The sequence below is a fragment of the [Actinomadura] parvosata subsp. kistnae genome (assembly GCF_900323885.1).
GTDB lineage: Bacteria > Actinomycetota > Actinomycetes > Streptosporangiales > Streptosporangiaceae > Nonomuraea > Nonomuraea composti.
This window is the reverse complement of the sequence record NZ_OOHJ01000018.1, coordinates 1484164-1503846: the sequence shown is the minus strand read 5'-3', so window position 1 is coordinate 1503846 and position 19683 is coordinate 1484164. Positions and strand designations below refer to the sequence as shown.

The 19683-nt window shown below is 71.5% G+C and carries 17 protein-coding genes, 1 tRNA gene and 1 pseudogene; 12 read left to right on the top strand and 7 right to left on the bottom strand.

The genetic code is table 11. From position 1 onward, the window contains the following. The 4 genes from KIS93_RS26955 to KIS93_RS26940 form a co-directional block, all read right to left on the bottom strand. Complete coding sequence (locus KIS93_RS26955) at nt 1–843, bottom strand: NUDIX hydrolase (RefSeq protein WP_230465776.1); 843 nt, start codon at nt 841–843, stop codon at nt 1–3. Further along, complete coding sequence (locus tag KIS93_RS26950; RefSeq protein ID WP_080045063.1) at nt 836–2896, bottom strand: RNA degradosome polyphosphate kinase; 2061 nt, start codon at nt 2894–2896, stop codon at nt 836–838. The genes KIS93_RS26955 and KIS93_RS26950 overlap by 8 nt, the downstream gene beginning before the upstream one ends. Before the next feature lie 118 nt (nt 2897–3014). Next, the gene (locus tag KIS93_RS26945; protein ID WP_230465777.1) at nt 3015–3896 is read right to left on the bottom strand and encodes a TetR/AcrR family transcriptional regulator; all 882 of its coding nucleotides are present in this window, start codon (nt 3894–3896) and stop codon (nt 3015–3017) included. A gap of 78 nt (nt 3897–3974) precedes the next feature. Beyond that, on the bottom strand, nt 3975–4913 hold the full coding sequence (locus KIS93_RS26940) for an acyl-CoA desaturase (RefSeq protein WP_080045065.1): 939 nt from the start codon (nt 4911–4913) through the stop codon (nt 3975–3977). A gap of 265 nt (nt 4914–5178) precedes the next feature. Between KIS93_RS26940 and KIS93_RS26935 the strand changes: the two genes are divergently transcribed. From KIS93_RS26935 to KIS93_RS26880, 12 genes and pseudogenes are all read left to right on the top strand, one after another. Then, nucleotides 5179–5250 (top strand) — tRNA-Gln (locus tag KIS93_RS26935). Between the two features lie 148 nt (nt 5251–5398). Continuing rightward, nucleotides 5399–6846: pseudogene (gene glmU / locus KIS93_RS26930) on the top strand (bifunctional UDP-N-acetylglucosamine diphosphorylase/glucosamine-1-phosphate N-acetyltransferase GlmU). Further along, nucleotides 6843–7820 (top strand): ribose-phosphate diphosphokinase, encoded by a 978-nt coding sequence (locus KIS93_RS26925; protein WP_080045067.1) that lies wholly within the window; start codon nt 6843–6845, stop codon nt 7818–7820. Before glmU ends, KIS93_RS26925 begins: the two are co-directional and overlap by 4 nt. A gap of 98 nt (nt 7821–7918) precedes the next feature. Beyond that, entirely contained in the window at nt 7919–8554 is a 636-nt protein-coding gene (locus tag KIS93_RS26920; protein WP_080045068.1) for a 50S ribosomal protein L25/general stress protein Ctc, read from the top strand. 79 nt (nt 8555–8633) lie between these two features. After that, nucleotides 8634–9218 (top strand): aminoacyl-tRNA hydrolase, encoded by a 585-nt coding sequence (gene pth, locus KIS93_RS26915; protein WP_080045069.1) that lies wholly within the window; start codon nt 8634–8636, stop codon nt 9216–9218. A gap of 114 nt (nt 9219–9332) precedes the next feature. Next, nucleotides 9333–10772 carry a sugar transferase gene (locus KIS93_RS26910; RefSeq protein ID WP_155129058.1) on the top strand — a complete coding sequence of 480 codons (1440 nt, stop codon included), beginning with the start codon at nt 9333–9335 and terminating at the stop codon, nt 10770–10772. Further along, nucleotides 10772–11536, top strand: coding sequence for a 3'(2'),5'-bisphosphate nucleotidase CysQ (locus tag KIS93_RS26905; RefSeq protein WP_080045071.1), 765 nt, complete (start codon nt 10772–10774; stop codon nt 11534–11536). Before KIS93_RS26910 ends, KIS93_RS26905 begins: the two co-directional genes overlap by 1 nt. 19 nt (nt 11537–11555) lie before the next feature. After that, nucleotides 11556–12470, top strand: a complete 915-nt coding sequence (gene cysD / locus KIS93_RS26900; protein ID WP_080045072.1) for a sulfate adenylyltransferase subunit CysD — start codon at nt 11556–11558, stop codon at nt 12468–12470. A 2-nt stretch (nt 12471–12472) separates the two neighbouring features. Further along, the gene (gene cysN / locus KIS93_RS26895; protein ID WP_080045073.1) at nt 12473–13735 is read left to right on the top strand and encodes a sulfate adenylyltransferase subunit CysN; all 1263 of its coding nucleotides are present in this window, start codon (nt 12473–12475) and stop codon (nt 13733–13735) included. Between the two features lie 89 nt (nt 13736–13824). Continuing rightward, nucleotides 13825–14721 (top strand): sulfotransferase, encoded by an 897-nt coding sequence (locus KIS93_RS26890; RefSeq protein WP_230465778.1) that lies wholly within the window; start codon nt 13825–13827, stop codon nt 14719–14721. Next, nucleotides 14718–15605 carry a glycosyltransferase family 2 protein gene (locus KIS93_RS26885; protein ID WP_080045074.1) on the top strand — a complete coding sequence of 296 codons (888 nt, stop codon included), beginning with the start codon at nt 14718–14720 and terminating at the stop codon, nt 15603–15605. Before KIS93_RS26890 ends, KIS93_RS26885 begins: the two co-directional genes overlap by 4 nt. 83 nt (nt 15606–15688) lie before the next feature. After that, nucleotides 15689–16654, top strand: a complete 966-nt coding sequence (locus tag KIS93_RS26880; protein ID WP_230465779.1) for a WecB/TagA/CpsF family glycosyltransferase — start codon at nt 15689–15691, stop codon at nt 16652–16654. Here the strand turns inward: KIS93_RS26880 and KIS93_RS26875 are convergent. Genes KIS93_RS26875 through KIS93_RS26865 form a run of 3 tightly spaced genes read right to left on the bottom strand, consistent with a single transcriptional unit; the run spans nt 16608 to nt 19680 of the window. After that, the gene (locus tag KIS93_RS26875; RefSeq protein WP_080045076.1) at nt 16608–17603 is read right to left on the bottom strand and encodes a sulfotransferase; all 996 of its coding nucleotides are present in this window, start codon (nt 17601–17603) and stop codon (nt 16608–16610) included. The two genes, KIS93_RS26880 and KIS93_RS26875, sit on opposite strands and share 47 nt — an antisense overlap. Then, entirely contained in the window at nt 17600–18847 is a 1248-nt protein-coding gene (locus KIS93_RS26870) for a lipopolysaccharide biosynthesis protein (protein WP_080045077.1), read from the bottom strand. Before KIS93_RS26870 ends, KIS93_RS26875 begins: the two co-directional genes overlap by 4 nt. After that, on the bottom strand, nt 18835–19680 hold the full coding sequence (locus KIS93_RS26865) for a sulfotransferase family protein (RefSeq protein WP_080047475.1): 846 nt from the start codon (nt 19678–19680) through the stop codon (nt 18835–18837). The genes KIS93_RS26870 and KIS93_RS26865 overlap by 13 nt, the downstream gene beginning before the upstream one ends. Between the last annotated feature and the right edge of the window lie 3 nt (nt 19681–19683).

The following is a 19683-nucleotide window of genomic DNA, read 5'->3' as shown; positions in this document are numbered from 1 at the left end:
TCAGGCGGGGTAGCGCTCGACGCTGACGACCTGCCCGCCGGCCCGGTGCAGCACCGCGAAGGCGCCCTTGCGCAGGTGCACATCCTTGCCGCTGAGCGCCTCGATCAGGCCGGGCAGCACCTTGCCGTGGCTGCACACGGCCGCGGGCCCCGCCAGGTTCCCGACCAGCGCGGGGGTCTTGTGCGGGTCCTGGCTCTCCTCGCTGAGCAGCGGCTCGATCCTGATCTCCGCGTCCACCGCGGCGGCGTACGGCTCCAGCGTCTGCACGCAGCGGGCGCTGGGCGAGCTGAGCAGCGGCTCGGGCCGGTAGGCGGGCAGCGCGGTGGCCAGGGCCGCCGCCTGGGCGGCCCCGTCGGTGTCGAGCGGGCGCGCGGCGTCGTCCCCCCGCCACTCGCTCCTGGAGCCGGCCGAGCCGTGCCGGACGAGGACGAGCGGCACCGTGTCGAGCGGCGCGGCACGCAGGGCACGCAGCAGCCCGGCGTCCCACTCGTACGTCAGCAGCCGCCTGGCCTCCGCCACGGGCAGCCAGCGCAGCTCGTCCACCTCCTCGCCCGGCTCGAAGCCGTCGTCCCCGGCCACGCGGGCGACCCAGTAGTCGACCCGCTTGAGCCGGCCGGAGCTCATGTAGTGCACGGGCGGCAGGGCGCGGCCGAGCAGCACGGTCAGGCCGGTCTCCTCGCGCACCTCGCGCAGGCCGCCCGCGATCACGTGCTCGCCCGGCTTCAGCTTGCCCTTGGGGAAGGTCCAGTCGTCATAGCGGGGGCGGTGGATGACGGCCACCTCGGGGCTGCTCTGCTCGCCCCTCCAGACCACGGCTCCGGCGGCGCGGAGCAGGTCAGTCATCAACGGTCCTCCATCGACGCGTACCGATGAGACGGCTCTGCAGGTCGTCGCCGGCGTGGCGGACCCACGTGCCGTCGGAGTTGAGCCACCACGTGCTCGTGGTCTCGGCCATGGCCTGGTCCATCAGCTCGATGAGGTAGGCCTTGTGCTGCTGGGAGGTCACCTTGACCAGGGCTTCGACCCGCCGGTCCAGGTTGCGGCGCATCAGGTCGGCGCTGCCGATCCACACCTCGGGACGCCGGCCGAGGCCGAACTCGTACACCCTGGAGTGCTCCAGGAAACGCCCCAGCACCGAGCGCACGCGGATGTTCTCCGACAGGTCGGGAATGCCCGGACGCAGGATGCAGATGCCGCGCACCCACAGGTCCACCGGGACGCCGGCCCTGGACGCCCGGTAGAGCGCGTCGATGATCGGCTCGTCCACCAGCGAGTTCGTCTTGATCCTGATGCGGGCGGGCCGCCCGGCCTGCTGGTGGGCGATCTCCCGCTCGATCCTGGCCAGCAGCCCGCTGCGCATCGAGTGCGGCGCGACCAGCAGCCGCCGGTAGGCGGAGTGGTGGGAGTAGCCGGTCAGGTGGATGAACAGGTCCGTGACGTCCTCGCCGACCAGCGGGTCGGCCGTGAGCAGGCCGAAGTCCTCGTACTGGCGGGCGGTCTTGGGGTTGTAGTTGCCGGTGCCGATGTGGCAGTAGCGGCGCAGCTCGCCCGACGGCTCCTGGCGCACGACGAGGGCGAGCTTGCAGTGCGTCTTCAGCCCGACCACGCCGTAGACGACGTGGCAGCCGGCCCGCTCCAGCTTGCGGGCCCAGGAGATGTTGGCGTGCTCGTCGAAGCGGGCCTTGATCTCCACGACGACCACGACCTGCTTGCCCGCCTCGGCCGCGTCGATGAGCGCGTTGACGATGGGGGAGTCGCCGCTGGTGCGGTAGAGGGTCTGCTTGATCGCCAGCACCCTCGGGTCCTCGGCCGCGACCTCGATGAAGCGCTGCACGCTGGTGGCGAAGGAGTCGTACGGGTGGTGCAGCAGGATGTCGCGCTCGCGCAGCGTCGAGAAGATGTCGTCCTCGGCGTTGATCACCTCGGCGGGCACGAACGGCCGGTAGCTCAGCTCGCCCCGGTCGAGGTCGGCGATGGCGTGCAGGCCGGTCAGGTCGAGCGGCCCCGGCAGCCGGTAGATCTCGTGCGGGGCCAGCTCCAGCTCCTCCACGAGCGGCGCCAGCACCTCGGGCGTGATCGTGTCCTCGACCTCCAGCCGCACGGGCGGCCCGAAGCGGCGCTTGAGCAGCTCCTTCTCCAGGGCCTGCATGAGGTTCTCGGTGACGTCCTCGTCGACGTCGAGGTCCTCGTTCCTGGTCACGCGGAACACGTGGTGCTGGAGGATCTCCATGCCCTTGAAGAGCTGCCCGAGATGAGCGGCGATGACGTCTTCGAGCGGCACGAACCGGTCTTTCGACGCCTGGACGAACCTGGGCAGCTGCGAGGGAACCTTCACCCGGGCGAACACGGTGTGGTCGGTCGCCGGGTTCCGCACGAGCACCGCGAGGTTCAGGCTGAGCCCCGAGATGTACGGGAAGGGGTGGGCGGGGTCCACGGCCAGCGGCGTCAGGACGGGCCTGATCCGCTCCCTGAACAGCTTGCGCAGCTCGGTGCGCTCCTCGCGGCCCAGGTCCTCCCAGCGGACGATCTCGATGCCCTCGGCGGCGAGCTGCGGGCAGATCTGCCGGTGGAAGACCGCCGCGTGCCGCCGGGCCAGCTCGTCGGCGATGGCGGCGATGCGCACCAGCTCCTCGCGCGGCTTGAGCCCGCTCTTGGTACGCAGCAGCAGGCCGGTGGCCATCCGCCGCTTGAGCCCGGCCACCCGGACGCGGAAGAACTCGTCGAGGTTGCTGGCGAAGATGGCCAGGAACCGCACGCGTTCGAGCAGCGGCAGCGAGGGGTCCTCGGCCAGTTCGAGCACGCGCAGGTTGAACTGGAGCCAGCTCTCCTCGCGGTTGAGAAAGCGCTCCTGCGGGAGCGGCAGGTCATTGGCAGGCTCGAACGGTTCCGCGGACATATGGCGTATATTGCCCCGTTTGGTTGAACAGAACGTTAACGTAGCCGCAACGGCTCACCCGAAGAGGTCAGCCCAGCTCAACCACATCGTCACTCGGCGTGCCCGCCTCGATCAAGAGTCACTCAGGATGATCTACCTGTTCGAGACGGGCGGCGCGCTCGGCGAGCCTGGCCTCCCGCTGGCGGATCTTCTCCTCCCGCTCGCGGGCCTTCTCGGCCTCCTTCAGCAGCCGCTCGCGCTCCTTCAGCTCGCGCACGCGGGCCTTCTCGGCCTCCTTGAGCTCCTTCTGGCGGATCTTCTCCGCCTCCTTGAGCTCCTTCTCGCGGGCCTTCTCCAGCTCGCGCAGCTCCTTCTCGCTGGCCGTGCGCGGCTGCGGCGGCTTGAGCGCGGGCGGCGTGTGGTCGCGGCTCGTCGCGGTGATCGCCGGGTTGGGGTTGAGCCCCGTCAGGCCGTTCCAGGCGAGGTTGACCAGGTGGGCGGCGACCTCCTCGCGGCCCGGCTTGCGCACGTCGAGCCACCACTGGCCGGTCAGGGCGACCATCCCGACCAGCATCTGGGCGTACATCGGGGCCAGCTTGGGGTCGTAGCCGCGGGCCGCGAACTCGTCGGCCAGCACGTCCTCCACCTGGCTGGCGATCTCGCTGATCAGGCTGGCGAACGTGCCCGTGCCCGAGGCCGCGTGCGAGTCGCGGACCAGGATGCGGAAGCCCTCGCTGCTCTCCTCGATGTAGCGGAGCAGGGCCAGGGCGGCCCGCTCCAGCTTGATCAGGGAGTGTGAGGCGGAGAGGGCTTCGGTGATCATGCCGAGCAGCTTCTGCATCTCGCGGTCGACGACGACCGCGTAGACGCCTTCCTTGCCGCCGAAATGCTCGTACACCACGGGTTTCGACACCTGTGCGGTCGCTGCGATCTCTTCGATAGAGGTCCCGTCGAACCCCTTCTCCGCGAAGAGGGTGCGGCTGATCTGGATCAGCTGCTCTCTTCGCTCGCTACCGGACATGCGCCTGCGAGATCGGGGTTCGGTCACGGTTTCCATAATGACGGTCATGACGGCACGACCGCCCACCGGCGGACGGGCCTAGGCAATGCGCTTCGCCGCCAGGCGCTCCGGCGTCGGCCAGCGCACGTCGTACACCCAGCCCAGCTTCTCGAAGATGCGGATGAGGCCGGCGCTCAGGTCGATCTGGCCCTTGAGCGCGCCGTGCCGGGCGCAGGTCGGGTCGGAGTGGTGCAGGTTGTGCCACGACTCGCCGAAGGACGGGATGGCCAGCCACCACACGTTGCGGGACTTGTCGCGGACCTGGAAGTCCTCCTCGCCGAAGACGTGGCAGATCGAGTTGATCGACCAGGTCACGTGGTGCAGCAGGCCGATGCGGACGAGCGAGCCCCAGAACAGCGCGGTCAGGCCGCCCTGCCACGACCAGGTGAACAGCATGCCCAGCACGCCGGGCAGCAGGATCGAGGTGAGCGCGAGCGGGCCGAACCACTTGTGCAGGCGCAGCACGTCCTGGTCCTTGCACAGGTCGGGGGCGTACTTCTCCCGGTTGGTGCGCTCGCTCTCGAACAGCCAGCCCATGTGGGCGTAGAGCAGGCCCTTGGCCATGTTCTTGAAGCCGGGGCCGAAGCGCCACGGCGAGTGCGGGTCGCCCTCCTTGTCGGAGAACTTGTGGTGCTTGCGGTGGGTGGCCACCCAGTCCAGGACGGACATCTCCAGCGACAGGGTGCCCGCGATGCCCATCGCGATCTTCAGCGGCCGCTTGGCCTTAAAGGAGCCGTGCGTGAAGTAGCGGTGCAGGCCGACGGTGACGCCGAGGCCCGAGACCACGTAGAAGACGAAGGCGATGGCGATGTCCGTCCAGCCGAGCCCCCACCCCCAGGCGAACGGCACGGCGGCCGCGATCGCCACCAGGGGCAGGCCGACCACCAGGCCGAAGGTGATGAGCTCGGACTTCGACTTCGGTTCGGCTTCGAACTCGGGCTTGGGGGCAGGTGCGGAACGCTCGGCGACTACGGTCATCGGCGACCTCCAAGGGCATGTATGAGATTGAATGTCCGGGCTACGCAACCGTAACCTACGCCAGCGTAAGTAAGGAAGACCTAAGGCTGGAATGGTCAGAACGTGCTGCGTGGCTGTGTGAGATGAGTGGGTTTCGTGTCTTGCGTGTTTTCGGCCCGTCTGTTACCCGCGCGCAGGCGAGACATGCGTGAGGGGTAATACGGGCGCGCGGGCCCGTGCGGGGTCGGTATCGTAGAGGGGTGTCGGACATCACCTGTCCGATCTGTCCCGGATCGTCTAATCGGCAGGACAAGTGGTTTTGGTCCACTTTGTAGGGGTTCGAGTCCTCTTCCGGGAGCCTTGAGGCGCTCCCCCCGCGAATCTCCCGGGGGCGGCCAGGTATCCTCACGGTGTCGGGAGGGTAGCGGTGCGGTTGACGTACCGAACACCCTGAGTTGCTGACGTACCGAACGCCCGATCCGTCCAGTCACAGGGAGCCTCAGCCCGTGAGTGTGCCGCGCCCGGCAGCCGTGATCGTCCTCGCCGCCGGCGAGGGCACCCGGATGAAGAGCCAGACCCCGAAAGTCCTGCATGAGGTGTGCGGCCGCGCGCTGGTCGACCACATGCTCGCCGCCGCCCGCGACCTCGACCCCGAGCGGCTCATCGTCGTCATCGGCCACGCGCTGGAGCGGGTCGGCGGCCACCTGGCCGCCACCAGCCCCGACGCCCTCGCCGTCGTCCAGCGGGAGCAGCGCGGCACCGGCCACGCCGTGCGCACCGTGCTCGAAGAGGTCGGCACGATCTCCGGCACCGTCCTCGTCACCTACGGCGACGTGCCGCTCCTGCGTACCGAGACCCTCGCCGGCCTGCTCCAGCGGCACGCCGAAGAAGGCAACGCGGTCACCGTGCTCACCGCCGAGGTGCCCGACCCGACCGGCTACGGCCGGATCATCCGCGACGACGCCGGCGCCGTGCTGGAGATCGTCGAGGAGAAGGACGCGAGCCCCGAGCAGCGCGCCATCAAGGAGATGAACTCCGGCATCTACGCCTTCGACGGCATGCTCCTGGCCGACGCCGTCAAGCGCGTGTCCACCGACAACGCCCAGGGCGAGGAGTACCTCACCGACGTCCTGTCCATCCTGCGCCGCGACGGCCACCGGGTCGGCGCCTGCGTGGCCGCCGACTTCGTCGAGGTCGAGGGCGTCAACGACCGCGTGCAGCTCGCCGCCGCCCGCAAGGTGCTCAACCTGCGCCTGCTGGAGCGGCACATGCGCGCCGGGGTCACCGTCATCGACCCGGCCAGCACCTGGGTGGACGTGGACGTCCGCATCGAGGCCGACGCCGTGATCCACCCCGGCACCCAGCTCCACGGCGCCACCGTCATCGAGGCCGGCGCCGAGGTCGGCCCCGCCACCACGCTCACCGACACCCTGGTCGGCGAGGGCGCCGTGGTCCGCAACACCGTGGCCGACCACGCCGAGATCGGCCCGAGGCCAGCGTCGGCCCCTACGCCTATCTGCGCCCCGGCACCGTGCTCGGCCGCAGGTCCAAGGCCGGCACGTTCGTCGAGATGAAGAACACCAAGGTCGGCGAGCGCTCCAAGGTGCCGCACCTGACCTACGCCGGCGACGCCACGATCGGCGAGGACGTCAACATCGGCGCATCCACCGTCTTCGTCAACTACGACGGGGTCAACAAGCACCACACCACCGTGCGCGACGGCGCGTTCGTCGGCTGCGACACCATGCTCGTGGCACCCGTGACGGTCAACGAAGGCGCCTACACGGCGGCGGGCTCGACCATCACCGATGACGTACCCGCCGGAGCGATCGGCGTGGCGAGAGCGCGACAGCGCAACATCGAGAAATGGGTGCTGCGCAGGCGCGCGGGCACGAAGTCGGCCGCGCACGCCGAGCGGGCGCTGGCCGGGCAAGAGCAGGAGAAACAGCAGTGACCAGCATCAAGCAGCCCGGAGAGAAGAACCTCATGCTCTTCTCCGGGCGGGCCCACCCGGAGCTGGCCGCGGAGGTCGCCGAGCACGTCGGCGTCTCCCTCACCCCCACCAAACTCATCGACTTCGCCAACGGCGAGATCTACGCCCGCTACCTGGAGTCCGTACGCGGCTGCGACGCCTTCGTCATCCAGAGCCACACCGGGCCCATCAACAAGTGGATCATGGAACAGCTCATCATGGTCGACGCGCTCAAGCGGGCCTCCGCCAAGCGCATCACCGTGGTCATGCCGTTCTACGGCTACGCCCGCCAGGACAAGAAGGGCCGCGGCCGCGAGCCCATCACCGCCCGGCTCATCGCCGACATGTTCAAGACCGCGGGCGCCGACCGGCTCATGTCGATCGACCTGCACACCTCGCAGATCCAGGGCTTCTTCGACGGCCCCGTCGACCACCTGTTCGCCATGCCGGTCCTGGAGAGCTACCTCAAGAACAAGCTCGACCTGGAGAACACCACGGTCGTCTCGCCCGACACCGGCCGCGTGCGGCTGTCGGAGCGCTGGGCCGACACGCTCGGCACGCCGCTGGCGTTCATCCACAAGCGCCGCGACCTCGACGTCGCCAACTCCGTGAAGGTCAGCGAGGTCGTCGGCAAGGTGCGCGGCCGCACCTGCGTGCTGATCGACGACATGATCGACACCGCGGGCACGATCTGCAAGGCGTCCGACGCCCTCTACGAGCAGGGCGCCACCAACGTCATCGTGGCCGCCACCCACGCGGTCTTCTCCGACCCCGCCGTCGACCGCCTCAAGAACTCCCGCATCTCCGAGGTGATCGTCACCAACACGCTGCCGCTGTCGCAGGCCGCCCGCTTCGACAAGCTCACCGTGCTGTCCATCGCCCCGCTGATCGCCCGCGCGATCACCGAGGTCTTCCAGGACGGCTCCGTCACGAGCTTGTTCGAGGGCGACACGTGAGCCGATAGACTGTCCAGGTTGCGCTCGTAACGCCTTCCGCTAGGGCGGGTGAGGGTGAGCGCCGAAACCATCCGTCTGCCGCATCCCTAGGAGATGTCGTGTCCGAAGTACGTATCGCCGCCGAGCCGCGCACCGCGTTCGGCAAGGGCGCCGCTCGCAAGATCCGCCGCGCCGACAAGGTGCCCGCCGTCCTCTACGGGCACGGCATCGACCCCAAGCACCTGACCCTGCCGGGCCACGAGGTGCTGCTCGCCCTGCGCACCCCCAACGTGCTCATCCACCTCAAGGGTGAGGGCGTCGACGAGCTCGCCCTGCCCAAGGGCGTGCAGCGCGACCCGATCAAGGGCTTCGTCGAGCACGTCGACCTGCTCCTGGTCAAGCGCGGCGAGAAGGTCACCGTCGAGATCCCGGTCACCACGGTCGGCGACGTCAACTCCGAGGGCCTGCTCGACCAGCAGCTCGTCTCCATCGCCGTGGAGGCCGAGGCCACCCACATCCCGACCGGCGTCGAGGTGAACGTCGAGGGCCTGGAGATCGGCACCGTCATCACCGCCGCCCAGCTCGAGCTCCCGAAGGGCGCCACGCTGGCCGCCGACCCCGAGGCCGTCGTCCTGCACGTCATCAACAAGCCGGTCGAGGAGCCCACGGGCGAGGAGGCCGAGGAGGCCGCCGCCGCGGGCGAGAGCGCCGAGGCCGGCGAGGGCGAGAGCGCGGAGGCTCCCGCCGCCGAGTAGCGACGGGTTACTCGTGAACGGGGCGGCCGGACTCGAGCCGTCCCGTTCCGCTATCCAGGGGCTGTGGAAGGCTGAGAGCATGGATCGCTGGCTGATCGCCGGACTGGGCAACCCGGGGGCCGAATACGCGGGCAACCGGCACAACGCGGGCTTCATGGTGCTCGACGAGCTGGCCGCCAGGGCGAGCGGCCGGTTCAAGGCGCACAAGAGCCGGGCCGAGGTGTGCGAGACGAGCGCCGCCATCCTGGCCAAGCCCCTGACGTACATGAACCTGTCCGGCGGGCCCGTCAAGGCGCTCTCCGACTTCTACAAGATCGGCCCCGAGCGGCTGATCGTCGTCCACGACGAGCTCGACGTGCCGTACGGCGCGCTGCGGGCCAAGCTCGGCGGCGGCGACAACGGCCACAACGGCCTGAAATCGATCACCAAGGTCCTCGGCACCCGCGACTACCTGCGGGTCCGCTTCGGCATCGGCCGCCCGCCCGGCCGCATGGACCCCGCCTCCTTCGTGCTCAGAGACTTCGCCACCATGGAGCGCAAGGACCTGCCGTTCCTCGTCGACCGGGCGGCCGACGTCGTGGAGTCGCTGATGACCCGCGGCCTGGAAGCCACCCAGAACGACTTCCACCGGGCCGATCTGCACATCTCCGGCCCTCCACGCTGATCCCCGCATAGAGCCGTTCGCCAGCCGGGCCGCGCTCGCGCGGCTACGATCTGTGACTGACCGTTCCGGGTCTCGTCACAACCTTGGAGGCAAGGCGTGCGCGGGAGTGAGCTCTTGACCGTAGTTCGGGCCGGTCAGGGGGTCACTTGGGGAGCAGATCCGCGCACGCCGTCCTGGGTCCGCTCCTACCGGCTCAAAGCCGTGCTGGCCGACCTGTGCGGCGCCTGGCTCGGGGCCGGAGCCGCGTTCGCGGTCCGGTTCGGCGGGCTCACCCCGTACGTGCTGCCGTACCTGCTGGTCAGCCTGGCGCTGCCGCTGGTGTGGTGCGGCGCGGTGGCCATCAGCCGGGCCTACGAGCCGCGCATGCTGGGCGTCGGCACCGAGGAGTTCCGCCGGATCGTCCAGGCCGGGGTGACGCTCACCGCGGGCACCGCGATCGGCTCCTACGTCACCAAGACCGACGTCGCCCGCGGCTACGTCGTGCTGGCCCTGCCGCTGGTGACCGTGCTCACGCTCGTCTTCCGTCACGTCCTGCGCCGCTCGCTGCACCGCCGCAGGGCCGCGGGCGCGTGCATGCGCAAGGTCGTCGCCGTCGGCCACGCGGCCTCGATCGCCGAGCTCGTCCGCCTGTTCCGCAATGAGCGCCACCACGGCATGGACGTCGTGGCCGCCTGCCTGCCCGGCGGGCACGCCGGTGAGCGGCTCGGCGAGGTGCCGGTCGCGGGCGACCTCGGCGACGTGCCCCTCGCGGTCGAGCACCACGACGCCGACACGGTCGCCGTGCTGGCCTGCCCCGAGATGGACGGGCAGGCGCTGCGCCGGCTCGCCTGGCAGCTCGAGCGCACCCGCACCGAGCTGGTCGTCGCGCCGGCGCTGATGGACGTCGCGGGCCCGCGCACCACGATCAGGCCGGTGGCGGGCATGCCGCTGCTGCACGTCGAGCACCCCGAGCTGTCCGGGGCCAGGCAGCTCGTCAAGAACGTCTTCGACCGGCTGGTGGCCGCCGCCCTGCTGGTGCTGCTGTCGCCGCTGCTGGTGGGCCTCGCGGTGGCGGTGCGCGCGACCAGCCCCGGGTCCGCGTTCTTCCGCCAGACCAGGGTGGGCCGCGACGGCCGGCTGTTCACGATCGTGAAGTTCCGTACGATGCGGCGCGGCTCGGAGGAGCAGAAGGTCACGCTGGTGAGCGACCGCGACGGCCTGCTGTTCAAGCTCCGCAACGACCCGCGGGTCACGCCGCTCGGCGCGCTGATGCGCCGCCACTCGCTGGACGAGCTGCCGCAGCTGATCAACGTCGTCCGCGGCGACATGTCGCTCGTCGGGCCCCGCCCGCCGCTGCCGGAGGAGGTGGCGCGCTACGGTGACGACGTGCGGCGACGACTCCTCGTCCGGCCTGGGCTGACCGGGCTGTGGCAGGTCAGTGGCAGATCTGACCTATCGTGGGAGGAATCGGTGCGCCTCGACCTGCGTTACGTGGAGAACTGGTCCCTTACTTTGGATCTCCAGATCCTGTGGAAGACTTGGTCGGCCGTCGCCCGCGGGCAAGGAGCATATTGATGACGATTCGCGACGACCACTCCCTCGCCGCCGACCTGGCGACCGAGGCAGGCGAGAGGCTGCTGCGCACGCGCGAGCGCACGGGGTTCGCCGACCCCGCGGCGCTGCGGGCCGAAGGCGACCGCTCCTCCCACCTCTACCTCATGGAGTCGCTGGCGCGGCTGCGGCCCAGCGACAGCGTGCTGTCGGAGGAGGCCACCCGCGAGGAGCGCCTTGACCCGCGCCGGCTGCGGGCCGAGCGGGTGTGGATCGTCGATCCGCTCGACGGCACCAGGGAGTTCTCCGAGGAGGGCAGGGCCGACTGGGCGGTGCACGTGGCCCTGTGGGAGCGCGGCAGGCTGAGCGCCGGCGCGGTGGCGCTGCCCGCGCAGGGGCGCACGCTGACGACCGCCGACCCGCCGAAGCCGCCCTCGTTCGAGAAGGGCCGCTTCCGCATCGCGGTGAGCCGCACCAGGCCCCCCGAGTTCGTGCAGAAGCTGGCCTACCTCGTGGGGGCCGACCTCGTGCCGATCGGCTCGGCCGGGGCCAAGATCTCGGCGGTGCTCACCGGCGAGGTCGAGGCGTACGTGCACGCCGGCGGCCAGTACGAGTGGGACTCCGCGGCGCCGGTGGCCGTCGCGCTGGCCGCGGGGGCGCACGCGAGCCGCATCGACGGCTCCGAGCTGACCTACAACCAAGCCGACCCATCGCTACCAGATATCCTGGTTTCCCTACCGGAGCTGGCGACATCCCTGCTCGCCGGCATCCGGGACCTGCACCGCTGAACCCGCCGGAGGATCCTCCATGCTGCAGCGCGACTACACGACGTCGCAGCTCGACGTGCTCGAAGCAGAGGCCATTCACATCATGCGCGAAGTGGCGGCCGAGTTCGAGCGCCCTTGTCTGCTCTTCTCCGGAGGCAAGGACTCGATCGTCATGCTCCGCATCGCGGAGAAGGCGTTCTGGCCCGCCGCGATCCCGTTCCCGCTCATGCACGTGGACACGGGCCACAACTTCGACGAGGTCATCGAGTTCCGCGACCGCCGCGCCGCCGAGCTGGGCGCGCGGCTGATCGTGGCCAGCGTGCAGGACTCCATCGACCAGGGCAGGGTGGTGGAGGAGACCGGCCGGCGCGCCTCCCGCAACCGCCTGCAGACCACCACGCTGCTCGACGCGATCGAGGAGCACGAGTTCGACGCCGTCTTCGGCGGCGCCCGGCGCGACGAGGAGAAGGCCCGCGCCAAGGAGCGCGTCTTCTCCTTCCGCGACGACTTCGGGCAGTGGGACCCGAAGAACCAGCGCCCCGAGCTGTGGAACCTCTACAACGCGCGCATCCGCAAGGGTGAGCACATCCGCGTCTTCCCGCTGTCGAACTGGACCGAGCTCGACGTCTGGGACTACATCCGGCGCGAGGGCATCGAGATCCCCTCCATCTACTTCGCCCACACCCGCAAGGTCTTCGAGCGCGACGGCATGCTGCTGCCCGACTCCGACGTCGTCCAGCGAGGCGAGGACGAGCCGCTGTTCGAGGCCGTCGTGCGTTACCGCACCGTGGGCGACATGACCTGCACCGGCGCCGTGCAGTCCACGGCCGCCACGGTCGAGGAGATCATCGAGGAGATCGCCGCCACCCGGATCACCGAGCGTGGGGCCACCCGGGCCGACGACCGCTCGTCCGAGGCCGCGATGGAAGATCGCAAGCGAGAGGGCTACTTCTAACGATGGACATTCTGCGCTTTGCCACGGCGGGGAGCGTCGATGACGGCAAGTCCACCCTCATCGGACGGTTGCTGTTCGACTCCAAGGCGATCTTCGAGGACCAGCTCGAGGCCGTCGAGCGCACCTCGCGCGACCGCGGCACCGAGTACACCGACCTGTCGCTGCTGACCGACGGACTGCGGGCCGAGCGGGAGCAGGGCATCACCATCGACGTGGCCTACCGCTACTTCGCGACCCCGCGCCGCAAGTTCATCATCGCCGACACCCCCGGGCACATCCAGTACACCCGGAACATGGTCACCGGCGCCTCCACGGCCGACCTCGCGATCGTGCTCATCGACGCCCGCAAGGGCGTGCTGGAGCAGTCGCGCCGACACGCCTTCCTGACCTCGCTCCTGCGCGTTCCGCACCTCGTGCTGGCCGTCAACAAGATGGACCTGGTCGACTACTCCCAGGAACGCTTCGAGGAGATCAGGGAGGAGTTCACGGCGTTCGCGTCCAAGCTGAACATCAACGACCTCACCTTCATCCCGATCTCCGCCCTCAACGGCGACAACGTGGTCTCGCGCTCCGAGAACATGCCCTGGTACCTCGGCACGTCGCTGCTGCACCATCTGGAGAACGTGCACATCGCCTCCGACCGCAACCTCACCGACGTGCGCTTCCCCGTCCAGTACGTCATCCGCCCCCAGCGGGCCACCGACCCGGCCTTCCACGACTACCGCGGCTACGCCGGCCAGGTGGCGGGCGGCGTGCTCAAGCCCGGTGACGAGGTCGTGCACCTGCCGTCGGGGCTGACCACGCGCATCGCCTCGATCGACACCTTCGACGGGCCGATCGAGGAGGCGTTCCCGCCCATGTCGGTGACGCTGCGCTTCGAGGACGACCTCGACATCTCGCGCGGCGACATGATCGCCCGGCCCAACAACCAGCCGCAGTCGGCGCAGGAGCTGGAGGCGATGGTCTGCTGGATGGCCGACGGCGTCAAGCTCGGGCCGCGGTCCAAGCTGATGATCAAGCACACCACCCGCACCGCCCGCGCCCTGGTGCGCGACCTGCACTACCGGCTCGACGTCAACACCCTGCACCGCGACGAGGAGGCCACCTCGCTCGGCCTCAACGAGATCGGCCGGGTGTCCCTGCGCGTCACGCAGCCGCTCTTCGTGGACGACTACTCCCGCAACCGCGCCACCGGCGGCTTCATCCTGGTCGACGAGACCACCAACGCCACCGTCGGCGCCGGCATGGTCATCGACGCCAGGTAGATCTTTTGGGGTTCGGGTTACCCGCCCTTTACTCTCCGCAGTAGGGTCGTCGCGTTCCGTTGTTCTGGCGACGCGAAGGCGCTCCTCCGTTGACTGATTGTGCGTCCGCCCAGGTGATCTACCTGGGCGGCCTCGGCCGAAGCGGCACCACGCTGCTCGAGAGGCTCCTGGGCGAGCTTCCCGGGGTGGTGCCTCTCGGCGAGGTGGTGCATCTGTGGGACCGGGGGGTTCTGGCGGAGGAGCTCTGCGGGTGCGGCTCGGCCTTCCCCGCCTGTCCGTTCTGGCGGCAGGTGGGGGAGCGGGCGTTCGGCGGCTGGAGAAACGAGCTGGCCGAGCGCATGATCCTGCTGCGCGGCAGGATCGACCGCACCCGCAGGATCGTCCGCATCGAGCATCCCGACCTGCCCGAGTACGCGCGGGCGTACCGGCGGCTCTACGACGCGGCCGGCGCGCCCGTCGTGATCGACTCCAGCAAGCACGCGTCACTGGCCTGCTGCCTGCTCGCGAGCGGCGTGGACCTGCGCGTCGTCCACGTCGTCAGAGACCCGCGCGCCGTCGCGCACTCCTGGGGCCGCACCGTGCCCAGGCCCGAGGACGGGCGGCCGATGACCCGCTGGGGCCCGGCCCGCACCGCGCTCCACTGGTCGGCCCAGAACACCGCGCTGGAGCTGCTGCCCGGGCGCGGCGCCAGGGTGACCAGGGTGCGCTACGAAGACCTGCTCGCCCGGCCCGGCGAGACCCTGCGCACGCTGGCCGTGCGGCTCGGCCTGCCCGAGCCGGAGCTGCCGTTCCTGGAGGGCCGCACCGCCTGGCTGGGGCCCTCCCACACCGCGTCCGGCAACCCGATGCGCTTCCACGTGGGGCGGGTGGAGCTGCGCCGCGACGACGCGTGGCGCTCCGCCCTGCCCGACGCCCACCGGCGGGTGGTCAACGCTCTCACCTGGCCGCTCAGAGCCCGCTACGGCTACTGGGGGGTGGTGCGATGAGCCCGCCGTCGGTCGGGGTCGTCATCCCCACCCGCGGCGACCGGCCCGCGCTGCTGCGCCAGGCCGTCGACGCCGTCCTGCTGCAGGACTACGCGGGCGAGCTGCAGGTGGTCGTCGTGGCCGACGGCCGCTCGCCCCACGACGTCAGCGGCGTGCCGCGCCCCGTCCGGGTGCTGCCCAACACGCGCGCCCCCGGGCTGCCCGGCGCGCGCAACACCGGCATCGCCGCCTGCGACACCGACCTCATCGCCTTCTGCGACGACGACGACGTCTGGCTGCCCGGCAAGCTCGCCGCCCAGGTGCGCGCGCTGGACGAGACCGGCGGCGAGTTCGCGAGCTGCGCCATCGAGGTCGAGCACGGCGGGCGGCACATCGCCCGCCTCGCCGGCACCTCCTCCGTCGGCGTCGCCGACCTCGTGCGCTCGCGGATGGTGATGGTGCACTCCTCGACGTTCCTGTTCCCGCGCGGGCTCTTCTGGCCGGACGAGAGCGCGCCCGCCGGGCAGAACGAAGACTGGGACCTCGCCCTGCGCGCCGCCAGGCGGCGACCGATCGTGCACGTCGACCGGCCGCTCGTGCTGGTGCGATGGGGCGGGTCCCACTATGCGGTCCGCTGGGCGGACCGCATAGCCGGGCTTGAGTGGATGCTCGCCCGGCACCCTGAGCTGGCCGTGGACCCGCGTGGTGCGGCGCGGGTCCGCGGCCAGCTCGCCTTCTGCCACGCCGCCCTGGGGCGGCGGCGCGCCGCCGTCCGGTGGGCGCTGCGGGCCCTCGCCAGCCGGCCCTGGGAGCCGCGCGCGCCGCTCGCCCTGGCGGTTGCGGCCGGGCTCGTCACCGCACCCACTGTGCTGTCGGCCCTGCAGCAGCGCGGGCACGGCATTTGACCCCGCCCGACCACCGCCCCCCACCCGCGAGGGACGGGGTTTCGACGGGCGGGGCCGCGAGGGGGCGGGCGCGGGTGGACGGGGTGGCGACGGCTCCGGTCGCTGGGCGGGTGTGGGTGGAGGGGGTGGCGACGGCTCCGGTCGCTGGGCGGGTGTGGGTGGCCGGGGTTCCGGTGGATGCGGTCACCGGGGCCGAGGTCGTGCGGCGGGTCGGCGAGGCGCTGGAGGCCGGGCGCGGAGGCCGGATCGTCACCCCCAACCTCGACATCTGCCGCGCCGCTGCCGCCGACCCCGCGCTGCGCGAGCTGGTGTGCACCGCCGACCTCGTCGTCGCCGACGGCATGCCGCTGGTGTGGGCGGCGCGGCTGCTCGGCACGCCCCTGCCCGAGCGGGTGACCGGCGCCGACCTCATCTGGACGCTCAGCGCGCTGGCCGCCCGCCACGGCTGGCCCGTCTACCTGCTCGGCGGCGGCCCGCCCGGCGTGGCGGAGCGGGCCGCCGCCGCGCTCAGGCGCCGATGTCCCGGGCTGAGGGTCTGCGGGACGCACGCGCCGCCGTACGGGTTCGACGCCACCCCCGAGGGCGCGGCCGTGGTCCGTGGCAGGGTGGTGGCCGCGCGGCCCCGGCTGGTGTTCGTCGGGCTCGGGTTCCCCCGCCAGGACGTGCTCATCGCCGCGCTGCGGGAGGAGCTGCCGCAGGCGTGGTTCCTGGGGTGCGGGGCGGCCATCGCGTTCGCCGCCGGCACCGCCACCAGGGCGCCCGCGTGGGCCGGCCGGGCCGGGCTGGAGTGGGCGTTCCGCCTGGCCGCCGAGCCGGGCCGGCTGGCCCGCCGCTACCTCGCCGACGGCCTCCCGTTCGCCGCCCGCCTGCTGGCCGGCTGCCTGGCATCCCGCCTCAGGCTCTCGTGGCGGCTCGGGTTCCCGCCGCGGCTCAGCCCGGCGTCGTGGCTCACGCTTCCGTCGTGGTTCAGGCTTCCTGGGTGGTTCAGGCTTCCCGGGTGGCTCAGGTTCGCGTCATGGCGCGGACGCGGGCTGCCTCCTGGTCGCTGAGCCCGCGGGCGCCGTGCGTGATCGCCTGGCGTGAGTCCATCGGCCGGTACGCCGTGCGTGACAGGCCCGACCAGGCGAAGCCACCCCCGGACCGGCCCGAGGGGCGGCAGCAGGCCCGGACGATCCGCCGTTCCGCCGCCGGGGTCCACCGCAGCCCCGCGTACGCGTACAGCGCTCGGAAGCCGGGCACCGGGTCGGCGGCCAGCGCCTCGTACGACGTGACGAGGATCCCGGGCGTGCGGTCCAGCACCGAGCGCGTCACCCGCCACAGCGCCGCCGCCCTGGACACGCGGTCCTGGGACGTGGCGAGCCGCCGCAGCTCCAGCACCTCCGGATAGTCCCTGACCAGCAGCGGCTGCCCCAGCAGCTCGTGGAAGTGCACCGTCCACCCGAGCCGCTGCCAGCTCGCCACGAACGACACCGGGTCCCGCACCAGCGCGATCACCCGGCACCCCAGCCGCCGCGCGAACCACCCGGCGCTCAGCACCGCGAACGGGTCGTCCAGCAGCGCCCGCCGGCCCGTCAGGCGGCCGAGGGCGAAGGCGGTGCCGTAGCGGAGCAGGCGGGCCAGGTCGTAGGGGGAGTGGTTCGTGCGCAGCTCGGCCAGCCAGCGGTAGCGCAGGGCGACGGTGTCGCGGAAGGCGGGCAGCCAGGCGGCGGAGTTGTCGTCGCAGATGTATTGGAAGCGGTGCGTGACCTGGGCGTCGAGCACGCCGGGGCAGCGGCCGGGCGGGTGCTGGGGGTTGAGCGGCTCGTTGACGTAGACGAGGTCGCCTCCGGCGGTGAGCATCCTGCCGACCCAGCTCGTCCCGCTGCGGGGCAGCCCCGTCACGAGCACGGGACCCGCGCGCCCGCCGGGTGTTTCGCCGGCGCTCGGGTGCCCACTGATCTCGTCACCAGCCTCCGGGCCCGGGCGCCCGGCGATCCCGTCGTCGGCGCTCGCGCTCATGCGACCGCCGTCCGGCGGAGGGCGGTGAGGGTGTGGCGGCCGAAGGGGTGCAGGCCGTAGCGGCGGTGGAGCTGCCAGAGGGGCAGCAGGTTCTTGACGATCACCCCGCCGGACCAGCCGGCGACCGCTCCGAGCGCGCCGTGGGCCGGGATGAGGGCCACGTCGAGCAGTACGGTGCAGCCGATCGCGGTCACGAGGTTGGCCAGGCTCGTCCCGGTGTGACCGGCGGCCGTCAGGACGACGTCCACCATGCCGCAGGCCGTCGCCACCATCATGGTCCCGGCCAGCACCAGCGCGACCGGCGCCGCCGACCCGTACGAGGGCCCGAACAGCCGCAGCACCCACGGCGCCAGCACCGCGTACGCGAGCCACACCGGCCAGGTCAGCAGCACCAGCCAGGCTGTGGCCGACTGGTACAGCTCGCGGGCGCGCTCCCGTTCCCCGCAGGCCAGCGCCCTGACCAGGCCGGCCTGGAGGGGTTGCGCCAGGCCCTGGTTGGCGAGCTGGCCGACCACCTTGAAGCGGGTGGCGGCCGTGTAGACGGCGGCCTGGGCGGGGCCGGCGAGCAGCGCCACGATCACGATGTCCACCCGTTGGAACACGGCCTGGATCGCCCCCGCCACCGATCGCGGGGCCGTGTAGCGCCACAGGTCTCGTCCGGTGCCCGGCAGGTACGGCGTGCGCGGCGCCCGCCCGCGCAGCCCGGCCGCGCCCAGCACCACGACCGGCAGGTACGGCGCCGCCCACGCCAGCGTCAGCCCCCACCCGGACACCCCGGCCAGCGCCGCCCCGCCGACCAGCACGACCTGCCCGACCGGGACGAGCACCCCGTCGAGCAGGACGGTGGGCCGCATCATGCCGAACCCTCGCGTGGCGGCCAGCAGCACGTCCGCGACGACGATGGCCGGCAGCAGCGCGGCGGGCGGCCCGAGGCGCGGGTACAGCACCACCGCGGCGCCGGCGGCCACGACCACGCAGGGCACGATCGCGGCGCGGAGGTAGCCGGAGATGCCGCGGTAGTCGTAGGTGGCGGCGCGGGCGATGAAGTAGATGAGGCCGTTGCCCGCGTCGAGCTTGGCGATGCCCGCCGCCATGAGGATCAGCGCCGTCGCGGTGAAGAACGCGCCCGCCTCGGCCGCCGGGAATGCCCTGGTCACCACGACCACGAGGACGAACTGCGCCAGCGCGCCCAGCGCCGCCCCGCCGAGCCCGGCCAGCCCCCTGCGCCCGATCACCGCCGCCACGACGGCTCACCGCCCAGCCAGCGGGTCAGCCGGGCGTCGTACGCCTCGAAGTGGTCCCGCAGGGCCCGCCCGAGCACCTGCGGCACCCGGCGCGGCAGTGCCCGCCCGTTGTGCCGCTCGAACGCCGGGTATCCCAGGTGCGGCACCCCGAGGAAGTCGAGGACCCGGTCGTAGACGGTCTCCGGCTCGGCGAAGAAGCGGTGGCTGTCGAGCACGAGGATGCGTTCGCGGCCGATGAGCGGCTCCAGGCGGTCGAGCTGGTCGGCGTAGCGGCCCCTGGCCAGGTAGGCGTGGTGGCGGTGCGAGTGGTGCAGCGCGTACGGCGAGGCCCGCAGCAGCTCCTCGGCCCCGGCCAGGCGCTGGGCCTCCAGCTCGACGGCGTACTCGAAGTGGGATTCGGTCTCGTAGCCTCGGGCCAGCTCGTGGGCGTGCGCGGAGAAGGCCCGCTCGACGGGGTCGCGGACCAGCACGATGAGCTTGACGCCGGGCAGGTCGGCGGCGATGCGTTCCCCGGCCAGGGGGTGGAACAGGTAGTAGGGGGAGGATTCGTACGCCTGGGCGCGGGTGCCGTACCGGTGGTGGAGCAGCGCGGTGCCGACCCACAGCGGGAAGTGTGCCTGGTACCAGGCGAGGCCGCGCCCGTAGGCGACGTCGAAGTAGTGCACCCCCTTGTGCAGGACGGGTTTGAGCAGCAGCGGATGCTGGGCCAGGGCGCGGTACAGGGAGGTGGTGCCGCACCGCTGCGCCCCTGTGATCAGGAACGACGGCAGCACGCGCGCTCCCGACGTGAATCGTCCGGTGGCCCGTGACAGCGACAGTACCGATCGCTTCATCGT